The 23,654-nt window shown below is 65.2% G+C and carries 14 protein-coding genes and 1 tRNA gene; 4 read left to right on the top strand and 11 right to left on the bottom strand.

Going from position 1 to position 23,654, the window contains the following annotated elements:
- Nucleotides 1–3 precede the first annotated feature (3 nt).
- The 6 genes from EAH73_RS01040 to nagB all read right to left on the bottom strand — a co-directional run bounded on the left by EAH73_RS01040 (nucleotide 4) and on the right by nagB (nucleotide 10,581).
- Entirely contained in the window at nucleotides 4–1,098 is a 1,095-nt protein-coding gene (locus tag EAH73_RS01040; RefSeq protein WP_140464448.1) for a family 10 glycosylhydrolase, read from the bottom strand.
- Between the two features lie 7 nt (nucleotides 1,099–1,105).
- On the bottom strand, nucleotides 1,106–2,245 hold the full coding sequence (locus tag EAH73_RS01035; protein ID WP_240047094.1) for a carbohydrate-binding family 9-like protein: 1,140 nt from the start codon (nucleotides 2,243–2,245) through the stop codon (nucleotides 1,106–1,108).
- Nucleotides 2,246–2,341: 96 nt separating this feature from the next.
- Nucleotides 2,342–3,934, bottom strand: coding sequence for a SusD/RagB family nutrient-binding outer membrane lipoprotein (locus tag EAH73_RS01030; RefSeq protein ID WP_140464447.1), 1,593 nt, complete (start codon nucleotides 3,932–3,934; stop codon nucleotides 2,342–2,344).
- A gap of 9 nt (nucleotides 3,935–3,943) precedes the next feature.
- The gene (locus EAH73_RS01025; RefSeq protein WP_240047093.1) at nucleotides 3,944–6,985 is read right to left on the bottom strand and encodes a SusC/RagA family TonB-linked outer membrane protein; all 3,042 of its coding nucleotides are present in this window, start codon (nucleotides 6,983–6,985) and stop codon (nucleotides 3,944–3,946) included.
- A 323-nt stretch (nucleotides 6,986–7,308) separates the two neighbouring features.
- Nucleotides 7,309–8,586 (bottom strand): sugar MFS transporter, encoded by a 1,278-nt coding sequence (locus EAH73_RS01020; RefSeq protein WP_140464445.1) that lies wholly within the window; start codon nucleotides 8,584–8,586, stop codon nucleotides 7,309–7,311.
- 78 nt (nucleotides 8,587–8,664) lie between these two features.
- Complete coding sequence (gene nagB / locus EAH73_RS01015) at nucleotides 8,665–10,581, bottom strand: glucosamine-6-phosphate deaminase (RefSeq protein ID WP_140464444.1); 1,917 nt, start codon at nucleotides 10,579–10,581, stop codon at nucleotides 8,665–8,667.
- A gap of 563 nt (nucleotides 10,582–11,144) precedes the next feature.
- Here nagB and EAH73_RS01010 point away from each other — a divergent pair.
- Complete coding sequence (locus tag EAH73_RS01010; protein WP_140464443.1) at nucleotides 11,145–12,227, top strand: LacI family DNA-binding transcriptional regulator; 1,083 nt, start codon at nucleotides 11,145–11,147, stop codon at nucleotides 12,225–12,227.
- 63 nt (nucleotides 12,228–12,290) lie between these two features.
- Here EAH73_RS01010 and EAH73_RS01005 read toward each other — a convergent pair.
- Together EAH73_RS01005 and EAH73_RS01000 are read right to left on the bottom strand one after the other, a co-directional pair.
- Nucleotides 12,291–12,364, bottom strand: a tRNA-Ala gene (locus EAH73_RS01005).
- A gap of 70 nt (nucleotides 12,365–12,434) precedes the next feature.
- Nucleotides 12,435–13,877 (bottom strand): Gfo/Idh/MocA family protein, encoded by a 1,443-nt coding sequence (locus tag EAH73_RS01000; RefSeq protein WP_140464442.1) that lies wholly within the window; start codon nucleotides 13,875–13,877, stop codon nucleotides 12,435–12,437.
- 278 nt (nucleotides 13,878–14,155) lie between these two features.
- Between EAH73_RS01000 and EAH73_RS00995 the strand changes: the two genes are divergently transcribed.
- The gene (locus EAH73_RS00995; protein WP_140464441.1) at nucleotides 14,156–16,615 is read left to right on the top strand and encodes a bifunctional YncE family protein/alkaline phosphatase family protein; all 2,460 of its coding nucleotides are present in this window, start codon (nucleotides 14,156–14,158) and stop codon (nucleotides 16,613–16,615) included.
- A 215-nt stretch (nucleotides 16,616–16,830) separates the two neighbouring features.
- The gene (locus EAH73_RS00990) at nucleotides 16,831–18,483 is read left to right on the top strand and encodes a UxaA family hydrolase (protein WP_140464440.1); all 1,653 of its coding nucleotides are present in this window, start codon (nucleotides 16,831–16,833) and stop codon (nucleotides 18,481–18,483) included.
- A 150-nt stretch (nucleotides 18,484–18,633) separates the two neighbouring features.
- Here EAH73_RS00990 and EAH73_RS00985 read toward each other — a convergent pair whose 3' ends face one another.
- The 3 genes from EAH73_RS00985 to EAH73_RS00975 all read right to left on the bottom strand — a co-directional run bounded on the left by EAH73_RS00985 (nucleotide 18,634) and on the right by EAH73_RS00975 (nucleotide 21,136).
- Nucleotides 18,634–19,422 carry an SDR family oxidoreductase gene (locus EAH73_RS00985; protein WP_140464439.1) on the bottom strand — a complete coding sequence of 263 codons (789 nt, stop codon included), beginning with the start codon at nucleotides 19,420–19,422 and terminating at the stop codon, nucleotides 18,634–18,636.
- 61 nt (nucleotides 19,423–19,483) lie between these two features.
- Nucleotides 19,484–20,341, bottom strand: coding sequence for a fumarylacetoacetate hydrolase family protein (locus tag EAH73_RS00980; protein WP_140464438.1), 858 nt, complete (start codon nucleotides 20,339–20,341; stop codon nucleotides 19,484–19,486).
- Between the two features lie 30 nt (nucleotides 20,342–20,371).
- On the bottom strand, nucleotides 20,372–21,136 hold the full coding sequence (locus tag EAH73_RS00975; RefSeq protein WP_140464437.1) for an SDR family NAD(P)-dependent oxidoreductase: 765 nt from the start codon (nucleotides 21,134–21,136) through the stop codon (nucleotides 20,372–20,374).
- Between the two features lie 657 nt (nucleotides 21,137–21,793).
- On the opposite strand from EAH73_RS00975, the gene EAH73_RS00970 reads away from it, so the two are divergent.
- Nucleotides 21,794–23,647 carry a glycoside hydrolase family 97 protein gene (locus EAH73_RS00970; protein WP_140464436.1) on the top strand — a complete coding sequence of 618 codons (1,854 nt, stop codon included), beginning with the start codon at nucleotides 21,794–21,796 and terminating at the stop codon, nucleotides 23,645–23,647.
- The last annotated feature ends 7 nt before the right edge of the window (nucleotides 23,648–23,654 follow it).

The raw sequence follows: 23,654 nt of genomic DNA, 5'->3' as shown, positions 1-23,654 counted from the left end.
CCGCTAGCCGCGCACCGTAGCCGAGGCCGCCTTTAGGGCCCCCAGCGCCGCCGCCGACACGTTGCCGAAGAGCGAAACGCCCGCCGCGCCGTGGCGCAGGGCCAGCTCGATGCCCTGCGTCAGCTCGGCATCGCTCTTAAAATCGGACAGGTACAGCCCCGCGTAGAGCGGGAACTTGCCGTTTAGGGCCCCCACGCCTTCCTTCACCGCCTGGCCAATCCAGGACACGTTTTCCTTGTAGAAGCCGTGGTAAATCATGGGGCACACGGCGCTGATGTTCCAGTTCACCCAGTCCTGCTTCACGTTGCGGTGGGCAATGTCGGGGGTCGGAAATACGGCGGCCGTGATGGGCTTGCGGTACTGCTTGGCCACGGCCGTGAGGCGGCGCACCACCTCGTTCACGCGCTGGTAGCGGAAGGCGCGCCACGAAGGGCTGGCTTCGGGGTACTGCACTTTATCAATGTCCTCGCCGCACTCGGCCTTGTAGGCCGCCTTGCACACCGGGCAGTAGCAAAAGTCGTATTCGGGCAGCTCGCTGGTTTGCACAATGCCGTATTTATCCCACAGGTTGACGGGCAAAATGACGTCGCAAAACCGCACGTAGTCGAGGTGAATGCCGTCGATGTAGTCCTTTTTGAGGGCGGCGGCGTAGTCCTGCTCCAGGTACTGCTTCACCTCCTCGCGCGAGGGGCACAGCCAGCGGTAGTAGTCCACGTAGGGCGGGTGGGTGGCGCAGGAGTCGCCCTTGCGGCTCACGGCGTACCACTCGGGGTGGGCGGCCAGCAGCGTTTTCTCGCCCCTGTTCATGGTCCAAATCCAGCGGTGGGCCTCCAGCTTCTGGGCCTTGGCGGCGCGGAAGTGCCGCTCGCTGTCGGCCTCGAAAAAGATGCCCCGCACGCCCGCCTCGTAGTAGCTGCGGTAGCGCTCGGCCAGCTGGTCGGCGGTGTCTTTCTGGTCGGGGTTGGTCCAGACCCAGTGCTTCCAGCCGGCCTTGGGGGGGGTAGGGGCGGGCAGGGCGGCCTGGGCCACGGCGGGCAGCAGCGGCGCGGCCAGGCCCACCAGCAGGCTGTTCTGAACAAATTTGCGGCGGTTCGTCATGGCGGGGCTAGGGCTTGAGGGTTTCGATGAGTCCTTCGTCGTTGAGGCGGATGGGGGCCCCACCGGCCGCCGTGATGGTGGCCGTGAACTGGTAGGGCGTGGCGGCCAGCTCCAGCTGGTTCGCTTGGTTATCAACTTCCACCTGCGGGGCGATACCAAGCTCGGCCAGGGTGGCGGCGTAGCGGCCGTTTTTCTCCTTGAACCGCTGCTGGCGGTAGTACACTAGCCACAGGTACTGCTTGCGCACTTCGGCCGCGGGCAGCTGCCAGGTGGTACCCGCCCGGCGCGTAAACTGCAAGTAGCCCCAGCGCTCGGGGTAGTGCATGTTGACGACGCCTTGCGGCGACCACACCCAGTTGTGCTCGGGCCGGTCCTTGCCGCTGGCGTCCTGCAGCTTCACGTTTTTGGCACCCACCGCTTTAGTGTCCCATTCCACGCGCGAGAAGTTGATGCGCCACAGCGCGCCCTCGGCCGGCGGCTGCCACGGAAAGCCCATGCGCAGGGCCCGCAACGGAATGGCTATTTCCACGGTCCAGCTTTTGTCCATGTCCCGCGGCTGATTGAGGGTGCCGCTGAGGGCCACGCCCGAGCGCAGGCCAGCCGCGTCCCAGCTGATAAGCGCGTCGCCCTTGTCGCGGTAGGGCTTGGGCAGGTACAAGTCAAAAATCTTGTTCAGGGCGTTTACTTCCACTTCAAAATATTGGTGCGCATTGTTGTCGGGGTCGATAAACACCTCAAAGTCGTTGTCTTTGTAAATAATGTCGTCGTGGTGCGTCTGGTAAGCCCAAATCTGGGGCTCCTGCAAGGTGGCGGCAATGAAGAGCGTCGAGTCGTTCCAGAGCATCTTCACCCGCGTCTGGAAGGGGGGTAGGGGCTTTTTGGCGCCTTCTATATCGACGAAGTCGGTGGTCCAGGGGGCTTTTAGCCAGTCGCTTTCGCGCAGGTTACCGTCTATCGTCAGCGGCTGGCTTGTGTGCTGCACCACGTAGCCCTTGGGCGGCGTAAAGAGTTCCTCCAGGCCGGCGAAGGGCGTGGTTTGGGCGTGCAGCGGCAGGGCGGCGGCCAGCCCCAGCCCTACCCCCCACCAGCGGCCCAAAGGCCGGCGCGGGGCCGGGGGCCGGCGAAAAGGGGCGAGCAGGTTTTTCAAATACGACAAAGCGTCAATTCCTGAATAAGTAAAAAAAGAGAGGCTTTACCCCAGGCTTGCCCGGAGTAAAGCCTCTCGTAATCAATTAGCTAACTACTACTTATCCCACCACACGCGGGAGGTCAGCAGGTCGCCGCCGGTGAGGCTGGCCACGCCCATGGCGTAGCCGGCGGGGTTATTCGATACCTCCGTCACCGGGTAGATGAGGCGGCGCGGAATGGTGCCGTTGGTCACGTTGCCGGGGTAGTTCACCGGCGTCAGCTCGGGGTAGCCCGAGCGGCGCCAGTTGTTCCAGGCCTCAATGAAGTTGAAGGTCGTGGAGGCCTCCAGCCAGTACTGCTCGTTGATTTGCTTGAGCGGAGTGGCAGCGCTCAGGGGGCGAGCCAGCAGGTAGGCGTCAATGGTGGAGGCGTCGATAGCGGCGGCCGAGCCGAACTGCGAGAGCGACAGCATGGCGCCGCGCACGCCGTTGGCATAGTGCGTGGCGGCCGTGGCGCCCACGCTCCAGCCGCGGCTGGCGGCCTCGGCCAGCAGCAGCTCAGTTTCGCCGTAGGTCAGCAAAAAGTTGGGGGCGCTGCGCTGGATGTACACGGCCACGCGGGGCCGCGAGTAACCGCCGACCAGGGCCAGGTCGCTGGCCGAGCCGGTGCCGCCGGGGTAGTCGCTGCGCTTGCGGATGTCGAAGGCGCCGCCCGTCAGGTCGTAGCCGTTGGGCAGGCCGCGCTGCAGCGAAGCCGTGTTGTCACCGGCCAGCGACTGGTTGGCGTTGTTGGCAGCGCCGGCCTGCGGAATCTCGGCCACGGCGCTCAGGCGCGGGTCGCTGGTGGTACGCAGGTAGTCAATCAGGGTTTTGCTCCACTTCACTTCCCGAAAGTCGTCGGTGGTGAGTAGGGCGTTGGTCGTAGCGTTCTGGGTGTCGCCGTAAGCAATGTCGCCGTTTATCAGGGCATTGTCGGTGTAGCTGGTCATGGTGCCAGCCGCCGCGGCCTTCTCGGTGTAGGTTTTGGCCAGGGCAGCGTTGGCCTTGGTCATGCGCATGGCCACGCGCACCATCAGCGAGTAGCCCAGCTTTTTCCACTTGGCCACGTCGCCACCGTAGAGTAGGTCGCCCGCCGTCTTGGGGCCCGCAGCGTCGAGGCTGGTGATGGCCGCGTCAAGCTGCGTGAGCAGCGCAGGGTAGATGTCCTGCTGCTTGTCGTACTGGGGCGTGTTGATGCCCTGGGTGGCCATTGTTGCCTGCGTAAACGGAATGTCGCCGTAGGTATCGGTGATGCGCTGGAATATCATGACTTTCATGATATTGCTGATGGCAATCAAGTTGGTGAAGCGCGTCGCGCCCTGCGTGTTGGCCACGTCGATGGCCTGCTGCAGGCGGCTCAGGGCCGTGTAGCCCTGGCCGAAAAGCAGGGCCTGGTAGCCGGTAAAGCCGCCCGAGTTGGTGTACTTATCGCCGTTGCCGTAGTAGTTGAACGTGCTGGCCAGGGCCTGAATGGCCGGGGCTGGGTATAGCAGCTCGCCGTAGCCCGTGTTGGCAAACGTGAGCTGGCCGTCGGTGAGCAGGTAGTTGGGGTTGAGGTTGGCCGCGGAGGCCGCGTTGGGGTTGGTGTTTACCTCATCCAGGTATTTTTCCGAGCAGGAAGTGCTGAACAGGACGGCCGACAAAGCCGCGTAGATAACAGTCTTTCTCATCGCGCTAGCTTATTTGAATTTAACATTGAGGGTGACGCCGTACGTGCGGGCGAAGGGCAGCGAGCCGCCTTCTACCCCTGCATAGGCAACCAACGGCGAGATGGTGTTCTCGGGGTCGATGTTGTCGGTGTGCTTGAGGATGGTGAACAGGTTGCGGCCCACCAGCGACAGGGTAATATTTTGGAACGGCGTGCGCGCCAGCAGGCTCTGGTTGAAGTTGTAGCCGAACGACAGCTGGCGGAACTTGATGAAGCTACCGTCGAGCACCGACAGGGCCGACACGTTGCTGGCCAGGGTGGGGTAGTAGGTGTAGGCGGGCACCACCACCGTGTTCACCGCGCCGCTTTCCGTCACGCCGGCAGCTACTACGCCGGTTTCGCGGCCGGTCAGCGTGGCCTGGTTCAGGCCGCGGGTGTACGAGTAGTACTCGGTGGCCGAGAGGATCTTGTTGTTGAACTTGTAGTCAATCAGGAACGACAGGTTGAAGTTCTTGAAGGTGAAATCGTTGTTGAAGCCGCCGTACAGGTTGGCAATGCCCGAGCCCATGGGCTTCAGGTCGCCGCGCAGCGGAATGCCATCAGCGCCCACAATCACGTTGCCGCTGGCGTCGCGCTTGTAGTCGTATGCCCGCACCTGCGAGATGGGGAGGCCCTTCACGATGCCGATGTTGGCGTTCATGGGGCGGTAGGTGCCGGTTTGCAGCGGGTTGTTGGCGCCGCCGTCGATGTCGAGCACTTCGTTGTGCAGCTTGGTGAAGTTGAACGACGAGGTCCAGGTGAAGGCGCCGCGCTTGATGGGCACCAGCGTCAGGGCCAGCTCTACGCCGCGGTTCAGGGTCGAGCCCAGGTTCACGGTGGTGCCCTCGTAGCCCGTGGCTACCGAGAGGGAGGCGTTCACAATCTCACCGGTGGTTTTGCGGTTGAAGTACGCCAGGTCCACCCCAATGCGGTTATTGAGGAACTTCAGCTCTGTGCCGATTTCAAATTCGCGCAGGTTGTAGGGGCGCAGGTTGGCGTTGGGCAGCGTCGAGCTGGTGTTAGCACGCGGCACGCCGTTGATGGGGTTACCGATGTTGTAGTACTGTTGCGTCAGGTACGGGTTGGCGGCCTCGCCGCTGGTCTTGGCGTAGGAGGCGCGCAGCTTGCCGTAGCTCAGGGCCGGCGAGTCGAGCAGGTCGGAGAAGATGAAGCTGCCCGCCACCGACGGCGTGAAGATGCTGCGGTTGCCGTTGGGCAGCGACGAGAAGCGGTCGTAGCGGCCGGTCGTGCTCAGGGTCAGGAAGCGGTAGGTGAAGTCGGCGGTGTAGTAGAGCGAGGGCGTTACCAGCTCCGAGAACTGGTACTCGGGGCGGTTGGCGATGCGCACGTTGGATGGCGTGTACAGGTAGGGCACAATGAACTGCCCGCCGGACAAGCGGCTGCTCTCAAACTTGTTGCGGCGGTAGTTGGCCCCCACGCTGGCGCTGATGGAGAAGTCTTGGTTGAGGCTCTTGTTGAACGAGAGCAAGGCGTCGGAGTTCATCTCGAGGCGGCTGCCCAGGGTCAGGTTGTCGAGGGCCCCCTCGCCGGCGGTCGAGTACAGCGTGCCGTAGGGCGTCACGCCAAAGCGGCGGTCGCTGGAGTAGTCGTAGCCGATGCGGCCTTGCAAAAACAGGTAGTCGGTGAAGGCGTACCGGGCCGAAAGCGAGCTAATGAGGCGCTTGCGCGACACGTTGTTTACGAACTGGTTCACCACAAACCACGGGTTGGTGGCGTAGCTGTCCACGTTCCAAGCCGTTTCCAGGCCGTTGTTGTTGGGGTCGAAGCCGGGGGCCAGGGTAGACTGGTTGATGTTGGGGGCCAGGAACAGGATGTTGTTGGCGTTCAGGGGCGAGTCGCTGAGCTGGGGCCGGTTCTGGTCGTTCTGGTCGATGTAGCTGGCCGACAGGTTGAAGCTCAGCTTCTTGGTCAGGTCGTAGGCCGTGTTGAAGTTCACGGTGCGGCGCGTCAGGCCGCTGTTGCGCAGGATGGACTTGTTGTCCAGGTTCGACACCGACAGGCGGTAAGTGCCCTTGTCGCCACCGCCCGAAATTGCCACCGTGTTGGTGAAGGAGGGCCCCACGCGGTAGAAATTGTTGATGTTGCCCTTCACTGCCGAGTAGGCGTATTGCTGGCCGTCGATGCCGACGGTCGGCGCGCCGTCCAGCCGCTGGCCCCAGGCCGTGTTGCCCGATACAATGGCCGAGGCCTTGTCGGTGGGCCGCAGGCCCTGGCTGCCCTGACCGTACACGTCCTGGAAGTCCGTGTTGTTCACCGCCCGGTCAAACTGCAGGTTGGTGTTGTACTCAATCGTGGTTTTGGTGCGCGAGCCGGTCTTGGTCGTAATCTGAATCACGCCGTTGGCCGCCCGGGCCCCGTACAGGGCCGAAGCGGTCGAGCCCTTCAGCACCGTCACGTTTTCAATGTCGTCGGGGTTGATGTTGCTGATGCCGTCGCCTAGGTCGGCGCCGCCCCACTCGCCGGCGCTGCCCCGCACGGTGTTGTCCATGGGCACGCCGTTGATGACGATCAGCGGCGAGGAAGTGCCCGAAAACGACGTCACGCCCCGGATGTTGAGGCGCGCCGATGAGCCGGGGCCCCCACTGGTGCCGCCCACGTTCAGGCCGGCCACTCGGCCTTCGAGCGAGTTGGCCACGTTGGTTTCGCGGGCTATCGCGAGCGGGCCGCCTTCCACTTTGGTCACGGCATAGCCAAGCTTGCGCTCGTCCTTCTTGATGCCCAGCGCCGTCACCACGACTTCGCCGAGCTCCTTGTTGTCGTTGGCCAGCACCACGTTAATGGTCGAGCGGTCGCCGATGGCCACCGTCTGCGGCAGGTAGCCCACGTAGGAGAACACCAGCGAGCCGTTGCCCGGGGCCATGATGGCGTAGTTGCCGGTCACGTCGGTGGTGGTGCCCTGCGAGGTGCCGCTCACCTGGATGCTCACCCCGATGAGGGGCGCGTTGTCTGAGCCGACGACTCTGCCCGCAATCTTGGTTGCCTGGGCGTAGCTATACCCTCGGCAAAGCAGCAAGAGTAGAACTATTAGGTGTAAGGTTTTTTGCATCACTGTTCGGGGGTTTGGTGAATGGGCGATTAAAAGGCAAGGGGGTGGGAAAAAGTACAATAGGGGAGGTTAACTGCTTTCTGCCTTGGCTGGTAAGGAGAAGGTAGTCAATTGATGAGAGAAATTGACTGTTTAGTTAACAAATTAATCAATTTCTGTTAATCAGCTCGCTAATGCCCCGGGCCTAGTTTTGCAGGAGCAATGGGAAGCAGGTTTTTCGGGGGTCCGGGCGGCGCACCTGGGGGCCCTGCCGCAGTGGCGAAATGCCCGCGGAGGGCCCCAGGGCGGCGCTACGCAGCCGCGGCCAGCACGGGCTTGGGCCGGTAGGTGTGGCCTTTGAGGGCAAAGAACAGAATGTAGAGGTAGCACGGAACCAGCAGCAGGTAGGCATTTTGCAGGCCCAGCACCTCCGTCAGCTTGCCGTACAGGTAAGGCAGCACCGCCCCGCCCCCGATGCCCATGACCACCAGGGCCGAGCCGCGCTCCGTCAGGTTGCCCAAGCCCTTGATGCTGAGCGGGAAAATGGCCGGCCACATCAGCGCGTTGGCCAGGCCCAGCAGCGCCACGCACGCCACCGACGCCAGGCCGTGCGTGAGCACGATGCCGGCCGTGAAGGCCAGGCCCACGAACGTGCAGAGGCGCAGGGCCGTTTGCTGCGTCACGTAGCGCGGTATGGCCACGATGCCCACGACGTAGCCCACCAGCATGGCCGCCAGGGTGAAGGACGTGAAATTGCGGGCCACGTCGAGGCTAATGCCCTGCGACCGACCGTATTGGATGATGGTGTCGCCGGCAATGACCTCGGCCCCCACGTAGAGAAACATGGCCAGGGCCCCCAGCAGCAGGTGCGGGTGCTGCCAGATGCTGCCCGTTGGCTCGGGGGCTGCGGCCGCCGGGCCGGCGGCACCGGCCTGCACCTCTGGCAGCCCCGACGCCCGGATGAGCACGGCCAGCACCACCAGCGCCGCCGCCATGACGAGGTAGGGGGTGATGACGCGCCCGGCCAGCTGTTGCAGCAGGGCTTCTTTCGCCGCCGGCGAGATGGGGCCCGCCAGCTGCTTTTCCAGCTCTTCGGCCCCCTTCAGCACCACCGCCCCGATGACGATGGGGCTGAGGGCCCCGGCCACTTTGTTGCAGATGCCCAGGATGCTGATGCGCTTGGCGGCGCTCTCCAGGGGCCCCAGGATGGTGGCGTAGGGGTTGGAGGCCGTTTGGAGCAGCGCCAGCCCGGCCCCCTGAATGAAGAGGCCCACCAGAAACAACGGGTAGGAGCGGGCCTGCGCCGCCGGCACAAACACCAGGGCCCCGCCCGCCATCACCACCAGCCCCAGCGCCATGCCGTTCTTAAAACCTGTTTTCTGGAGAATAAACGAGGAGGGCAGCGCCAGAAACACGTAGGCGATGTAGAAGGCAAACGTGACGAGCAACGCCTGCGCGTAGGTGAGTTCGCAGGCAATTTTCAGGAACGGTATGAGCGTGCCGTTGAGCCAGGTGATGAACCCGAAGATGAAAAACAGGGCCCCGATGATGACCAGGGGTGGAACGACGGTGGCTTTGCTGTCTTTCATGCAATGATGGAGAAGAGGAAAGGAGGGGCCCCGAACCGCCACGCAGGCGGCCGGGACCCCAAAAGTAGCCCCGGGGCCCTAAAACCTGTAGCGAACGAACGCTTCCATGGCCTCGTACTCGGCCAGGCCGAGCTGGTCGTAGCGCTCGGCGGTGGCGCGGTTGCGGTCTTCCGAGCGCTGCCAGAACTCGCGCTTGTCGTTGCCGGGGAACACGGCGCTGTCCTTCTGCGACTGGTGCTTGAAAATGGCCTGGCGCTTGCGCATCAGCTCCTCGGGGCTGATGGGCACGGCCATCTCAATGTCCTGCACGTCCCACTCCTGCCAGGCCCCGCGGTAGAGCCACAGGTAGCAGTCGTCGAGCCAGGCCTCCGTGCCCTTGAGGCGCGCCAGGGCGGCAAAAATGGCGTCGAGGCACACCTTGTGCGTGCCGTGCGGGTCGCGCAGGTCGCCGGCGGCGAAGATCTGGTGGGGCCGGATTTCCTGTAAAATGTCCACCACGGCCTGGATGTCGGCCTCGCCCAGGGGCTTCTTCTTCACCTGCCCGGTTTCGTAAAACGGCATGTTCATGAAGTGCACGTTCTCGTCCTTCACGCCGCAGAAGCGGCAGGCCGCGGCGGCCTCGCCCTTCCGAATCAGGGCCTTGATGTCCTGCACCAGCGGGCTGTCTTCCTCGCCGAGCTTCTTGTGGCCGAGGAACTCCACCACTTCGGCGTGCTCTTTCTGCATCTTGTTGGCGCCCACGCCCGACTTCTGCGCAAAGTCCAGGGCGAAGTCGGCGAAGCGGCGCGCGTCGTCGTCGAACACGGCGATGTTGCCGCTGGTCTGGTAGGCCACGTGCACGTCGTGGCCCTGGTCGACGAGGCGCAGCAGCGTGCCGCCCATCGAAATCACGTCGTCGTCGGGGTGGGGCGAGAAGATGAGCACCCGCTTGTGGGCCGGCAGGGCGCGCTCGGGGCGCTTGTCGTCGTTCGAGTTGGGCTTGCCGCCCGGCCAGCCCGTGATGGTGTGCTGAATGCCGTTGAACACCCGGATGTTGAGGCTGTAAGCGCTGCCCGATTCCACCAGCAGGTCGCTCAGGCTGCCGTCTTTGTAGTCTTCGTCGGTGAGCTTGAGGATGGGCTTTTCCATCTTGAGGCTCAGCCAGATAACGGCCCGGCGGATGAGGGCGTCGTCCCAGGCGCACATGCCCACCAGCCAGGGCGTTTTGATGCGCGTCAGCTCCAGGGCGGCCCACTGGTCCACCACCACGCGGGTGTGGGGGTGCTGCTGCAAGAAGGAAGCCGGCACGGCGTCCGAAATCTTGCCTTCCACCGTTTCCTGGAGGATTTTGGCCTTCCCTTCGCCCCAGGCCAGCAGGATGATCTGGCGGGCCTTGGTGATGGTGCCCACGCCCATGGTGAGGGCCCGCAGCGGCACGTATTCCTCCTTGATGAAGTCCTTGGCCGCGTCGGTAATCGTCAAGGGGTCCAGCTTAACCAGGCGCGTGGCCGAGGTGCTGGCCGAGCCCGGCTCGTTGAAGCCGATGTGCCCGGTGCGCCCGATGCCGAGCAGCTGCAAGTCGAGGCCGCCGCAGTCCTCAATGAGCTTGTCGTAGGCCTGGCAGTAAGCCTTTACCTGCTCGATGGGCAGCGTGCCGTCGGGGATGTGCACGTTTTCGGGCCGGATGTCGACGTGGTCGAACAGCTGCTCGTGCATGAAATAAACGTAGCTCTGCAGCTCGTCGGGCTGCATGGGGTAGTACTCGTCGAGGTTGAAGGTGACCACGTTCTGGAAGCTGAGGCCTTCCTCGCGGTGCAGCCGGACCAGCTCCTTGTACACGCCGATGGGCGACGAGCCGGTGGCCAGGCCCAGCACGGCCTGCTCGCCGCGGGCCTGCTTGGCCCGGATCAGTGCGGCAATCTCGTGGGCCACGTAGATGGCGCCTTCCTGCGGCGTTTCAAAAACGGTGACCGGCAGCTTCTCAAACGTGGTTTCCGAGTAATTCAATACTTCCATGGCTGAATTTTCGAGAGTAAAAAAGCGGAGTTTTCAGAACGAAGCAGGGCGGCGGCGCTGGCGAAAAACCAGGGGCCCCGGGGGCCCTCGCGCAGCGGCCAGCAATAAATCAGGCGGGCACTGATCGGGGTAGCGGCAACCTGGGCCGTAGCGCCGGCACGGCCGTCAGGAGCAGGCAAGCGCGGCTCAATAGAATTATTTAAGTAAATAATGGTTTATCCGATTCAAACTTAAGCCGGCCGCGCAAGCAAAGCAAGCACATGACAAAATAATGTGTGCGCACACGCAAGCTTTTTCCTTCGGAGTGTGCGCGCACACCGCACTTTGGGCCCCCGGGCCCGCCGCCCCCCGGCCCGGGGCCCCCAGCAGGAGAAAAAGCAGCCGGGCGGCAACCACGGGCCCCGTTCTTCGTCATTGCGGCAGCGCCGGGGCCCCGGGGTGGCATTAAGCGGTAGCTTTAAGGAGTTTTATAGGGCCGGCGCGCCCGCTTGGCGGCTGCGGCTTCCCTACGCAGGGGGCGCTGCGGCCAAGTGCGCGCGCCGTGCAGAGCAGCAGTTAGTAGTATGGAAAAGAGTGCGGTACGCATCAAGGACATTGCCGCCAAGGCCAACGTATCGGTCGGCACCGTGGACCGGGTGCTCCACAACCGGGGGCGGGTTTCGGAAAAAGTGCGGCAGAAGGTGCTGCGCATGATGGAGGAGCTCGACTACGAGCCCAACCTCATTGCCCGCGCCCTGGGCTCGAACCGCACCTACCAGCTGGCCGTGGTGCAGCCCGACCACCTCATCGACCCCTACTGGCAGGCCCCGTGGGACGGCATCGGCAAGGCTGCCAAGGAGCTCAAGCAGTACGGCGTCACCGTCACGATGTACCCCTACGAGCTCACGGAGGTGGCCTCGTTTGTGGCCCAGGCCGAGGCGGCCACCCAATCCGCGCCCGACGGCATCCTCATCGCGCCGCTGTTCTACCGCGAGTCGCTGGCGTTTTTTGCGCGTTGGCAGGCGGAAAGTATTCCCTACGTGCTCTTCAATACCTACATCGCCGAGCTGCCCGCGCTGAGCTACGTGGGGCAGGACTCGTACCAGAGCGGGTTTTTGGCGGGCAAGCTGGTGCAGTTCGGGCAGGCCGAGCCGGGCACCTACCTCATTGCGCACATCGCCGAAGACATTGCCAACTCGCTGCACGTGACGCAGAAGGAGCGGGGCTTCCGCGACTACTTTGCCCAGCTGCCCGCCCCCGCCCCCGGGGCCCCGGGGGCCCCCGCCAACGTGGTCAGCATCGCCCTGCCCGACCCGACCGACCCTTCGTTTGCCCGGCAGCTCAACCGCCTGCTCGACGACGAAACCGTGCAGCTGCGCGGCATCTTCGTGAGCACGTCCAAGGCCTACGAAATTGCGCCCTACCTCCAGGCCTACCACCGCGAAGACGTGCGCCTGGTGGGCTACGACCTGCTGGAAAAAAACATCCACTTCCTCCACGAGAACGTGATTGATTTCCTCATCAACCAAAACCCGCACGAGCAGGGCTACCAGGGCGTGTTCGCCCTGGCCGACCAGCTGGTGTTCAAGAAGGAAGTGCCCCCGCTGAAATACCTGCCGCTCGACATCATCACCAAGGAAAACCTGCGCTACTACGTGGGCGAATAGGGCCTCGGGCAGCGCCCTGGCCCACAAAAAATGCCCCGCGCCAACCGGCCGGGGCATTTTTTGTGGAGAATATCGGAGTCGAACCGATGACCTGTTGCTTGCGGAGCAACCGCTCTAGCCAGCTGAGCTAATCCCCCAAGTGCGGGCAAACATACGGCGGCGGCGGCAGAGCCCCAAGCCGGGGCCCCGCTGCCGCCGCCGCCGGCTTTACCAGCCGGTGCGGTAGTCGCGCTTCACAAACTGGTTGACCTCGTCGAGGTTGGTGATGCGCATCTGGCTGTTGTCCCAGAGCAACTTGCGGCCGCGGCCGGGGTAGTCGAAGCCCTGGCCCGCGGCCTTGGGCTTGCGCAGGTCGTAGCCGCGCACGGCCAGATTGGCCATCAGCAGGGCCTCGGTGAGGGGCCCCGCCAGGGCGAAGGGCGAGCTGAGCTTGGTTTTGCCGGCGCCGGCCAGGCAGGCCTCTACCCACTGGCCGTAGTGGCCGTTGGCCTGGCCGGGCACGCGGGCCAGGGTCTGGGGCACCTTCACCTCTTCGTTGCGCGAGAGGGGGAGCAGGCGCGGATTTTCGGCGTAGGTGCTGGCCATCATCTTGCCCTTGTCGCCGATGAAGAGGATGCCGTTACCGCCGTCGCCAAACAGCTCGTTGGCGCCCAGCTCGTCGGGGCGCTCGGGCTGGATGCCGCCGTCCATCCAGTGCATGGTGATGTCCTGCTTGGTTTTGGCGGTTTTGGGGAACGTGAGCGTGACGTGGCTGCTGGGGGGGCAGCCGTCGGGGAAGTAGCCGCGCTTAAACTCATCCACGTACACGCTGCCCACGCTGGCCTGCACCGCGTTGGCGTACTCCAGGTCGAGCACCCGGAAGGGGGCTTCCATCAGGTGGCAGCCCATGTCGCCGAGGGCCCCGGTGCCGTATTCCCACCAGCCGCGCCAGTTGAAGGGCACCAGCTTGTCCACGTAGTCGCGCTTGGGCGCCGTGCCCAGCCACAGGTCCCAGTCCAACTCGGCGGGCACGGGGGCGCTGGTGGTGGGCCAGGCAATGCCCTGGGGCCACACGGGCCGGTCCGTCCAGCAGTACACGGTGTGCACGTCGCCAATGGTGCCGGCGTCGTACCACTCCATCAGCTGGCGCACGCCGTCGTTGGATGAGCCCTGGTTGCCCATCTGCGTCACCACTTTGGGGTACTTGCGGGCCGCCTCGGTGAGGGTGCGGGCCTCGAAAATGTCGTGGGTCAGCGGCTTCTGCACGTACACGTGCTTGCCCAGCTGCATGGCCGCCAGGGCGGGCATGGCGTGGTTGTGGTCGGGCGTCGATACCGACACGGCGTCGATGTGCTTGCGCTCCTTCTCCAGCATCTTGCGCCAGTCTTTGTAGTACTTGGCCTGCGGAAAGGCCTTGCGCGAATTGGCCGCGCGGCGGTCGTCCACGTCGCAGAGGAAGGCAATGCGGGCCTTGCCGGTTTTGGCAAACATGGCGATGTCGCTCTCGCCCTTGCCGCCCGCGCCGATGCCAGCAATCACGAGTTGGTCGCTGGGAGCGGTGTAGCCCTTGCCGCCCAACACAAAGCGCGGCACGATGAAAAACGAAGCCGCGGCCAGCGTACTTTTCTTAACAAAATCGCGCCGGGACGACGCATCGGGAAGTTGGCTCATAAGGGGGCGGGGATAGGAGGGGAGGGAAAGAGGAAAAGAAAGGACAATTTCGAGGGGGAAGGTACAGAAAATTGCGAATTATCCCCGTATCATTCCGCTAAAACGTTTATGCAGCCTGCGCCGGTCCCCCAAGGCGCGGCCCGTGGCCCACGCCGGGGCCCCGGCGTAGGCCACGCAAACGTAACATTGGCGTAGCCGCCCGCGGCCGACCTTTGCGCCCAGCCCGGGCCTTGCGCCGGGCCCGCCGCCCGGGTTGGGCGGTGCTTTGCCGGCTTCTTATGCTCTGCCCGAAACTTTCCTTTGCCCTGGCCGCCGCCCTCGGCCTGCTGGCCGCCCGCCCCGCCGCCGCCCAAGTGCCCACCAACGACCCCCGGGCCACCAAAATCCTGCTGCCCAACGGCTGGTCCCTTACCCCGGCCGGGGGCCCCGGGTTGGCCCTGGGCGACTTGCCCCTGAACATGCAGCTGTCGAAATCGGGCCGGCTGCTGGCCGTCACCAACAACGGGCAGAGCACCCAAACGGTGCAGCTCATTGACCCGGTGACGCACGCGCTGCTCGACGAGAAGGTTATCGGCAAGTCGTGGTACGGGCTGGCCTTCAACGCCAAAGCCGACCGGCTGTACGTGTCCGGGGCCAACGACAACATCATCCTGGCCTACCCCGTGGCCGCCCGCAAGCTGGGGGCCCCCGACACGATGCGCCTGGGCCGAGCCTGGCCGAAGGAGAAAATCAGCCCCGCCGGCCTGGCCGTGGACGGGCCCCGGGAGCGCCTCTACACCGTGACCAAGGAGGACAACGCGCTGTACGTGCTCGACCTCAAAACCAAGCGCACGCTGCGCCGGGTGCCGCTGGGCCACGAGGCCTACGGCTGCCTGCTGGCGCCCGACGGCAACACGCTCTACATCAGCCTGTGGGGCGGCGACGAGCTGCTGGCCTACGACACCCGCACCGGCACCATCCGGCAGCGCCTGGCCACCGAAAGCCACCCCAACGAGCTGATTCAGAGCCGCAACGGCCGCTACCTGTTCGTGGCCAACGCCAACGACAACTCCGTGTCGGTGGTGGATGCGAAGAGCTGGCGGGTGCTCGAAACCATTTCCTCGGCCCTGTACCCCACCAAGCTCACCGGCTCGACGCCCAACGGCCTGGCCCTGAGCCCCGACGAGAAAACCCTCTACATCGCCAACGCCGACAACAACTGCCTGGCCGTGTTCGACGTGGCCCACCCCGGCAAGAGTACGCCCCAGGGCTTCATCCCCACGGGCTGGTACCCCACCTGCGTGCGCACGCTGGGCCGGCAGGTGCTGGTGGCCAATGGCAAGGGCTTCTCGTCATTGCCCAACCCCCGGGGGCCCCAGCCGGTGAAGCGCACCGACAACAGCGGCTACCAGCTGGGCAGCACGGCCGCGGCTGGGCCGGTGCAGTACATCGGCGGGCTGTTTAAGGGCACGCTTTCAGCCATTCCGGTGCCCAGCGCGGCCCAGCTGAAGGCCTACTCGGCGCAGGTGTACGCCAACACGCCCTTCACGCCGGCCCTGGAGAAAGAGGCCCTGGGCGTGGCTGGGGGCCCTATCCCGCGGCGGGCGGGGGAGGCGTCGCCCATCAAGCACGTGTTCTACATCATCAAGGAAAACCGGACGTACGACCAGGTGCTGGGCGATATGCGCGAGGGCAACGGCGACTCGACGCTGTGCATTTTCCCGGAGCGCGTGACGCCCAACCACCACGCGCTGGCCCGCGAGTTTGTGCTGCTCGACAACTTCTACGTGAACGCCGAGGTGAGCGCCGACGGCCACAACTGGAGCACCGCCGCCTACGCCACCGACTACGTGGAGAAGACCTGGCCCATCAGCTACGGCGGGCGCGGCGGTACCTACGACTACGAGGGCACCCGCAAGATTGCCTACCCGCGCGACGGCTTCATTTGGGACTACTGCCAGCGCGCCGGCCGCAGCTACCGCAGCTACGGCGAGTTTGCCGAGAACGGCAAAACCCCGCTCAAGTCGCTCGAAGGGCACCTGTGCCCCAAGGCCCCGGGCTTCGACATGGACGTGAAGGACGTGGACCGGGTGCGCATCTGGGCCCAGGATTTCGACTCGCTGCTGGCCCGCGGGGCCGTGCCGCAGTTCAGCACCATCCGCCTCAGCAACGACCACACCAGCGGCCAGAAACTGGGCAAAATCTCGCCCATCTCGGCCGTGGCCGACAACGACCTCGCCCTGGGCCAATTCGTGGAGCACCTCTCGCACAGCCCCATCTGGAACGAATCGGTGGTGTTCGTGCTCGAAGACGACGCCCAGAACGGCCCTGACCACGTGGACGCCCACCGCTCGCCGGCCTTCGTCATCAGCCCCTACACCCGCCGCGGCGCCGTGGACCACACCCTCTACACCACGGCCGGGGTGCTGCGCACGATGGAACTCATCCTGGGCCTGCCGCCCATGAGCCAGTACGACGCCGCCGCACGGCCGCTGTTCGGCGTGTTTCAGGCCGCGCCCGCCGGGGCCCCCTACCAGGCCAAGGCTGCCCGCGTGCCCCTCGATGCCCGCAACACCGCCTGGAACCGCAGCGCCGAGCGCTCGGCCAAGTTCAACCTGGCCACCGAAGACGCCGCCCCCGACCGCGACCTCACCGAAGTGGTGTGGAAAGCCATTCGGGGCGAAAATGCCGCCGTGCCGGCCCCCCGCCGCGGGGCTTTCCTGCGCCCCACCCCCAAGCGCGACGACGATGACGACTGAGGCCGGCAACGCCCGCGCCGGGGCCCCAAGTTAGGGCCCCTGGGCACGAGGGAGTAATGGCGCCCGGTGCGGAAACCGTTCGTGGAAGTGGCCCGGCCAAGGGGCCCCGGCCACCACCAGGGCCCCTTGGCCGGGCCCCAATAAAGGGCGGGCATCCTACCTTGCATGCGCTTCGGACGCGGCGGTGTGCAGCGCCGGTTTTATTTCCTTTTGTTATGAGTGCTCCTGCTGCGCGCTTTTTGCGCATTCACCCGGCCGACAACGTGATGGTTGCCCTCCAGGACTTGCCCGCCGCCACGGTGGTACGCTTTGAAAACCAAGTTCTTGTGCTGCCCGAGGCCATTCCGGCCAAGCACAAGTTCTTTTTGCACGAGATGGCGCCGGGCGCGGAAGTGACCATGTACGGCGGGCTGGTGGGCAAGGCGCAGGTGCACATTGCCCAGGGGGGGCGCATGACCACGGCCAACACCGCCCACGCCGCCGACCCCTACGCCTACCGCGGCTGGCAGCAGGGCCCCTGGGTGGCCCCCGACGCCGCGCGCTTTGCCGGCCGCACCTTCCAGGGCTACCACCGCGCTGATGGCCGCGTGGGCACGGCCAACTACTGGCTGTTTGTGCCCCTGGTGTTTTGCGAAAACCGCAACCTCGACGCCATCAAGGAGGCCCTGCACCACGAGCTGGGCTACGCCACCACGGGCAAGTACCGCCTCTTTGCCCACGACCTGCTGCGGGCCTACCAGCAGGGCGACGACGGGCAGGGCATCCAGCTGGCCCCCGCGTCCACGCCCGCCCGGGCCCGCGTGTTTCCCAACGTTGATGGCATTAAGTTCTTGAACCACAGCGGTGGCTGCGGCGGCACCCGCCAAGACGCCGACACCCTCGGCGAGCTGCTGGCCGCCTACGCCGACCACCCCAACGTGGCCGGCGTGACGGTGCTCAGCCTGGGCTGCCAGCACCTGCAAACCAGTAATTTCCGGGCTAGCCTCCAGCGCCGCAACCCGCAGTTCGACAAGCCGCTGCTGGTATTTGAGCAGCAGCTGATGGACAGCGAGGAGCAGGTGGTGAGCGAGGCCATCCGCCAAACGTTCCGGGGCCTGGCCCGGGCCAACGAAAACGTGCGGCGGCCCGCCCCGCTCAGCGCCCTTTCCATCGGGGTGAAGTGCGGGGGCAGCGACGGCTTCAGCGGCCTTTCGGCCAACCCCGCCGTGGGCTACGCCGCCGACCTGCTGGTGGGCCTGGGCGGCCAGGTGCTGCTGGCCGAGTTCCCGGAGCTGTGCGGGGCCGAGCAAAACATCCTCGACCGCTGCCCCGATGGGGCCCTGGCCGGCCGCTTTACCCAGCTCATGGGCGACTACGACGCGTTGGCCACGGCGGTCGGCTCGGGCTTCTTCATGAACCCCTCGCCGGGCAACATCGCCGACGGCCTGATTACCGACGCCATTAAATCGGCTGGGGCGGCCAAAAAAGGCGGTACCTCGCCCGTGGCCGACGTGCTCGACTACACCGAGCCCGCCCGCCGCCCGGGCCTGTCCTTGGTGTGCACGCCCGGCAACGACGTGGAGGCCACCACCGGCCAGGCCGCGGCCGGGGCCACGCTCATCCTCTTCACCACGGGCCTGGGCACGCCCACCGGCAACCCCGTGTGCCCCGTCATCAAGGTGGCCACCAACACCGGGCTGGCCCGCCGCCTGGCCGACATCATCGACCTCGACGCCGGCCCTGTCATCGCGGGCACCAAAACCATCGAGCAGATGGGCGAAGAAATCCTGGACTACTGCGTGCGCGCGGCCAGCGGCGAGGTCATTCCCAAAGCCGTGGCTCTGGGCCAGGACGACTTCATCCCGTGGAAGCGCGGGGTGTCGCTGTAAGCGGCTAATGAATTGATTTTTAGGGCCAACACGCACCGTTGCACTGCGCGGGCGTTAGCCCCGCAGGATAAAGCCGGGTGGGTGTAGAGACGCATCCTTGCGTCTCTACACCCACCCGGCTTTATTAGCTACCAGCCAATGGCGCAGCGCTTAAGCGTTGGCCAGGGCGCGGTCGAGGTGCACGTAGCCGCCGTCGACGTGCAGGATTTGCCCCGTGGTGTGGCTGCTGCGGGCCGAGAGCAGGAAGGCGACGGCGTTGGCAATTTCCTCGGCGGTGGTCATGCGGCTTTCCAGCGGGATGCGGGCGGTGATTTCGCGCAGCTTCTCCTCGGGGTCGGCCAGGGTTTGCAGCCAGGTTTCGTAGGCGGGCGTCCAGCACTCGGCCACGGCCACGGCGTTCACCCGGATGCCGTACTTGAGCAGCTCCACGGCCCACTCGCGGGTGAGGGCGTTGCGGGCGCCGTTGGCCGCGGCGTAGGCCGAGGTGTTGCCCTGGCCCGTTTCGGCGGTTTTGGACGTGATGTTGACGATGGCGCCCTTCGCCTTTTTCAGCTCGGGCAGGGCGTGGTGGGCCACCAAGTAGTAGTGCACCACGTTGCGGTGCAGGCTCTGCATAAAGCCCGCGTAGTCGCCGCTTTCCAGGCCCACGCCGTCGTTCACGCCGGCGTTGTTCACGAGCCCGTCGATGCGGCCAAACTGCGCCACCACGGCCGCCACCGCCCGGGCGCAATCGGCCGGCTCGGTGAGCTCGGCCACCACCTGCCCGGCGCGGCCCCCGGCGGCCACCACGGCGGCCACGGCCTGCTGGTTGTCGGCCTCCTTGCGGCCGATGACGACGGGCACGGCTCCTTCCTGCGCCAGCACCCGCACAATGCCCTCGCCGATGCCCCGGGCCCCGCCCGTGACGATAATTACCTTGTCCTGAAGCGCTAAGTTCATGGCTAAATGGGTTGCAAATGGTTAATACGGGCTGCCCTGGCCCGGCTGGGGCCCCGGGAGGCTAGGCCGGGCTGTAGGCCTTCACCACCTGGCGCGAGGTGCCCAGGCCCTCAATGCCCAGCTCCACCACGTCGCCGGGCTTAAGGTACACGGGCGGCTTGAAGCCCAGGCCCACCCCCGCGGGCGTGCCCGTCGAAATGATGTCGCCCGGCAGCAGCGTCATGAACTCGCTGAGGTACGACACCAGGTAGGGCACCTTGAAAATGAGGTTGGCCGTGGTGCCGTCCTGCATCAGCTGGCCGTTCACCGTCAGCCACAGGCGCAGGTTGTCGAGGTCGCCGAGCTCATCCGGGGTGGCCAGGAACGGCCCGACCGGGGCGAAGGTATCGCAGCCCTTGCCCTTGTCCCAGGTGCCGCTGCGCTCCAGCTGGAACTCGCGCTCGCTCACGTCGTTGTGCAGCACGTAACCCGCAATGTAGGCCGGGGCGTCGGCCTCCGCCACGTACGAAGCGCGCCGGCCGATGACCACGGCCAGCTCCACTTCCCAGTCGGTTTTCACCGAGTTGCGGGGGATGATAATGTCGTCGTTGGGGCCCACGTAGGCCGTGGTCGATTTCATGAACAGCACCGGCTCGGCCGGGGGCGTGGCCCCCGTTTCGCGGGCGTGGTCGGCGTAGTTGAGGCCGATGCACAGGATTTTGGACGGGCGCGCCACCGGGGGGGCCAGGCGCTCGGCAGCGTCCACGGGGGGCAGGGCCCCGGCGTTGGCCTCTAGGAAAGCGGCGAGCCGCGCCAGGCCGTCGGTGGCAAAAAAATCCTCGGTGTAGTCCTGGCCGAAGGCCGATACATCGTAGCGCTGCTCGTGCAGGAGCACGCCGGGCTTCTCGTGGCCGGGCTGGCCGTAGCGGATGAGTTTCATGCGAAAAAAAATACTATTATGCGTTGGTGATCAGGTGTTAAGCTTAATAAAGCCGCCGTCGATGGGGTAGTCGCAGCCGGTGATGAAGCCCGCCTCGTCGGAACACAGGTAGAGGGCGAGGGCGGCAATTTCGGTGGGCTGGCCCATGCGGCCGATGGGCTGGCTGCGCGAGAGCTTGTCGAAGACGGCCGCCTCCTGCCCCGGGTAGTTGCCGGCAATGAAGCCATCGACGAACGGCGTGTGCACCCGCGCCGGCGAAATGCTGTTGCAGCGGATGTGGCTGCTGAGGTAGTCGCGGGCCACCGAGAGCGTCATGGCGTGGATGGCGCCCTTGCTCATGGAGTAGGCAAAGCGGTCGGCCAAGCCCACGTGTGCCGCAATGGAGGCCAGGTTGAGGATGGTGCCGCCGCCCTGCTCGCGCATGCGCGGCACGGCTGCAAACAGGCAGTTGTAGGCCCCCTTCACGTTCACCTGGTACACGCGGTCGAAATCGGCCTCCGGCGTATTTTCCACGGTGCCCACGTGCGCAATGCCCGCGTTATTCACTAAAATATCGACCCGGCCAATGGCCGCAAACGCGGCCTGCACCGCGGCTTGCTGGCCCACGTCGGCGGCGTGCACCTGGGCCGTGCCGCCGGCTTGCGCTATTTCGTCGGCGGTGGCCTGGCCAGCCGCCAGCGTACGCTCGATGATGTGGACGGCCGCGCCTTGGCGGGCAAAAAGCTGCGCAATGGCCCGGCCAATGCCGCTGCCGCCGCCCGTCACCACGGCCTGCTTTCCGGTTAATTCAAACATGAAACGAACGCGTTAGATGGAGTAAAGAAGCTGAAAAAAGAGCGAATAGGGCCCCTGGGCTAGTGAGCGGCCAAGAGCGTGGGGTGCTTGACGGAGCCGTTGCGCAGGGCAAAGCCGGGCACGACCAGTAAGCCCGCCCGCTTGCCAGCCGCTGCACTTAACGGGCATCGGGTGGGACTCTTCGGGGGCTGTATGGGTGGGCACTGGGGGGATGCAAGGAAAAGCGAAGGTAATCGGAGTAGCCGTCCCGCTGGGCAGGGCCCAACGCCGCCACCCTGTCCCCACGCTTTGCGCAGACACCGCAGCCGGTTGCCGTGCCCCAGGCGTGGTCGTGCTACCGCCAACAGTCGCTGCAAGTACCCATGCCGTATGCCTTGAAAGCTAACTGGCAGAGGAGAAAGCCCGGCGCGACTGCCCCGAAGGCCCTGCTTGGCTGGTAAAGCAACATTTCACCCGGGGTATTAGCTGGCCAATAATTGGTTGTGCAATTTGTGCTGCCTAGTTTGCAAGCCGGTTCGGGGCCGCGGCCTAGCCCCTTGGCCCGCGGGTACCGGTGGTGGGGACGGGCGCTGCCTGCCCAAGCATCCGGCTTCTGTTGGACGCCTTTATCTGAAGCGCAACACTTACCGCACCCGGCGAGCTTCACGGTCTTACTTTATGAAAATCAATATTTTGCTGCTGCTAGCCGGATGGCTTGGCGCCGCCGTAGCTTGCGCAAAGCCGGCACCCTCGGCGGCCCGCGCCTCGCCGCTGCCCACCCTTACCTCGCCAGACAAAAAGCTGCGGGTGCAGTTGCAGTACGACCCCGCCGGGACGATTACCTACAGCTTCGTGGCCAATGCCAAAACCCTGCTGAAGGATGGGAAACTGGGCCTCAAGCTGGCGGCGGCGGCCACGGCCCCGGTGGTTTCGCGGCGCTCCGTGGCTACCGTCTGGAAGCCCGTGTGGGGCAAGCGGGCGATGGTGCCGGACCAGTACAATGAGCTAACCCTCAATCTAAAAGCCTACAAAATACTCGTGCGGGCCTACAACGACGGCATCGCCTTCCGCTACGACTACCCGGCCGACCAGGCCGTAAAAGAGCTGACTACGTTTGTCTTCGCCGGCAACTACACGGCGTGGTATTACAACGGGGAAAACCATAATATCGGGCCCGAAAAGCTGGCGGATTGCGATTCGACGCGCCTGCCGGTGATGACCGTGAAGGCCGACGACGCGGCCTACCTGGCCCTGCACGAAGCCGCGCTCACCAGTGGCGAGCCGCTCATTCTGCGCTCCCGGAAGGGCGAAACGCGCTTCGCCATCGCCTCGAAGCTCACCACGTCGTGGAAGGTGGTGCTCTACGGCCCCACCCCCGGGGCCCTGGTCGATTCGCACCTGCTGGAGCTGCTGAACCCGGCGCCCACCCAGGACTTTTCGTGGGTGAAGCCGGGGGTAGCCCTCTGGGACTGGCGCATCAACGGGGCGCGCGTAGCGGGCTTTAACTACGAAATGTCGCTGCCCTCGTGGAAGCGCATGGTGGACTTTGCCGCCGCCCACCAGCTCCCCTATTTCGTGCTGGACGCTGATTGGTACGGCCCCGAGTTTGGCAAGGACTCGGACCCCATCAAGGGCGGCAAGGTGGCGCAGGTGCACGATATTATTGCCTACGGCAAAAGTAAAGGAGTCGGCATCTGGCTGTACCTCAACGACGTAGGGGGGCGCAACTTTGACCTCGGCCAGACCCTGAAGCGCTACCACGACTGGGGCGCCGTGGGCATCAAGTACGGCTTTATGTCGGGCACGCCCACCGAAAAAAACGTCCGCACCCAGCTGATTACCGAGCTGTGCGCGCAACACCACCTGGTGTGCGACTTCCATGACGGGCCGGTGCATCCCTACGGGCAAATGCGCACGTTCCCGAACGCCCTGACCCGCGAGTATTGCAAGGCCCAACTTGATGGCCACCAGCAGTTTGGGCCCAATACGTTCGTCACGTCCGTTTTCGTCAACATGGTGGCCGGGCCCCTGGACATGGGCAATGGCTTCGCGAGCCTGAGCCAGGCGGGTAGGGTCGATAACTCGTCGCCGGTGCCCTCTACCCTGGTCAGCGAGGCTGCGCGCACGCTCATCGTGTTTTCGGGCGCCACCATCATCCCCGACATTCCCGAGAACTACGAAAATCACCCGGAGCTGCTGCAGTTTATCGCGGCGCAAAAAATGCCGTGGCTGAACAGCCAGACGGTGCAGGGCGAGATTGGCGAGTACATCGTGATGGCCCGGCAGGCCCAGGACCGAACGTGGCTGGTGGGCGCCGCCACCAACGAGCAGGCCCGCGAGCTGGCCATTCCGCTCACCTTCCTGGGCAAGGGGCGCTACACGGCCACCATTGTGCAGGACGGCGCCCAGGCCGACTTCCGCACGCAGCAGGAAAGCTACGCCGCGGCCACGCGGCCAGTCACCGCCGCCGACGTTATCCGGGTGAAGCTGGCCCCCGGGGGCGGGGCCTGCCTGACGCTGAAGCCCCAGTAGGGGCCCC

This window comes from Hymenobacter nivis (genome assembly GCF_006439025.1).
Classification (GTDB): Bacteria; Bacteroidota; Bacteroidia; order Cytophagales; family Hymenobacteraceae; genus Hymenobacter; species Hymenobacter nivis_A.
Note: the sequence above shows the minus strand (reverse complement) of the source record. Positions and strands in the feature narration are given on the sequence as shown.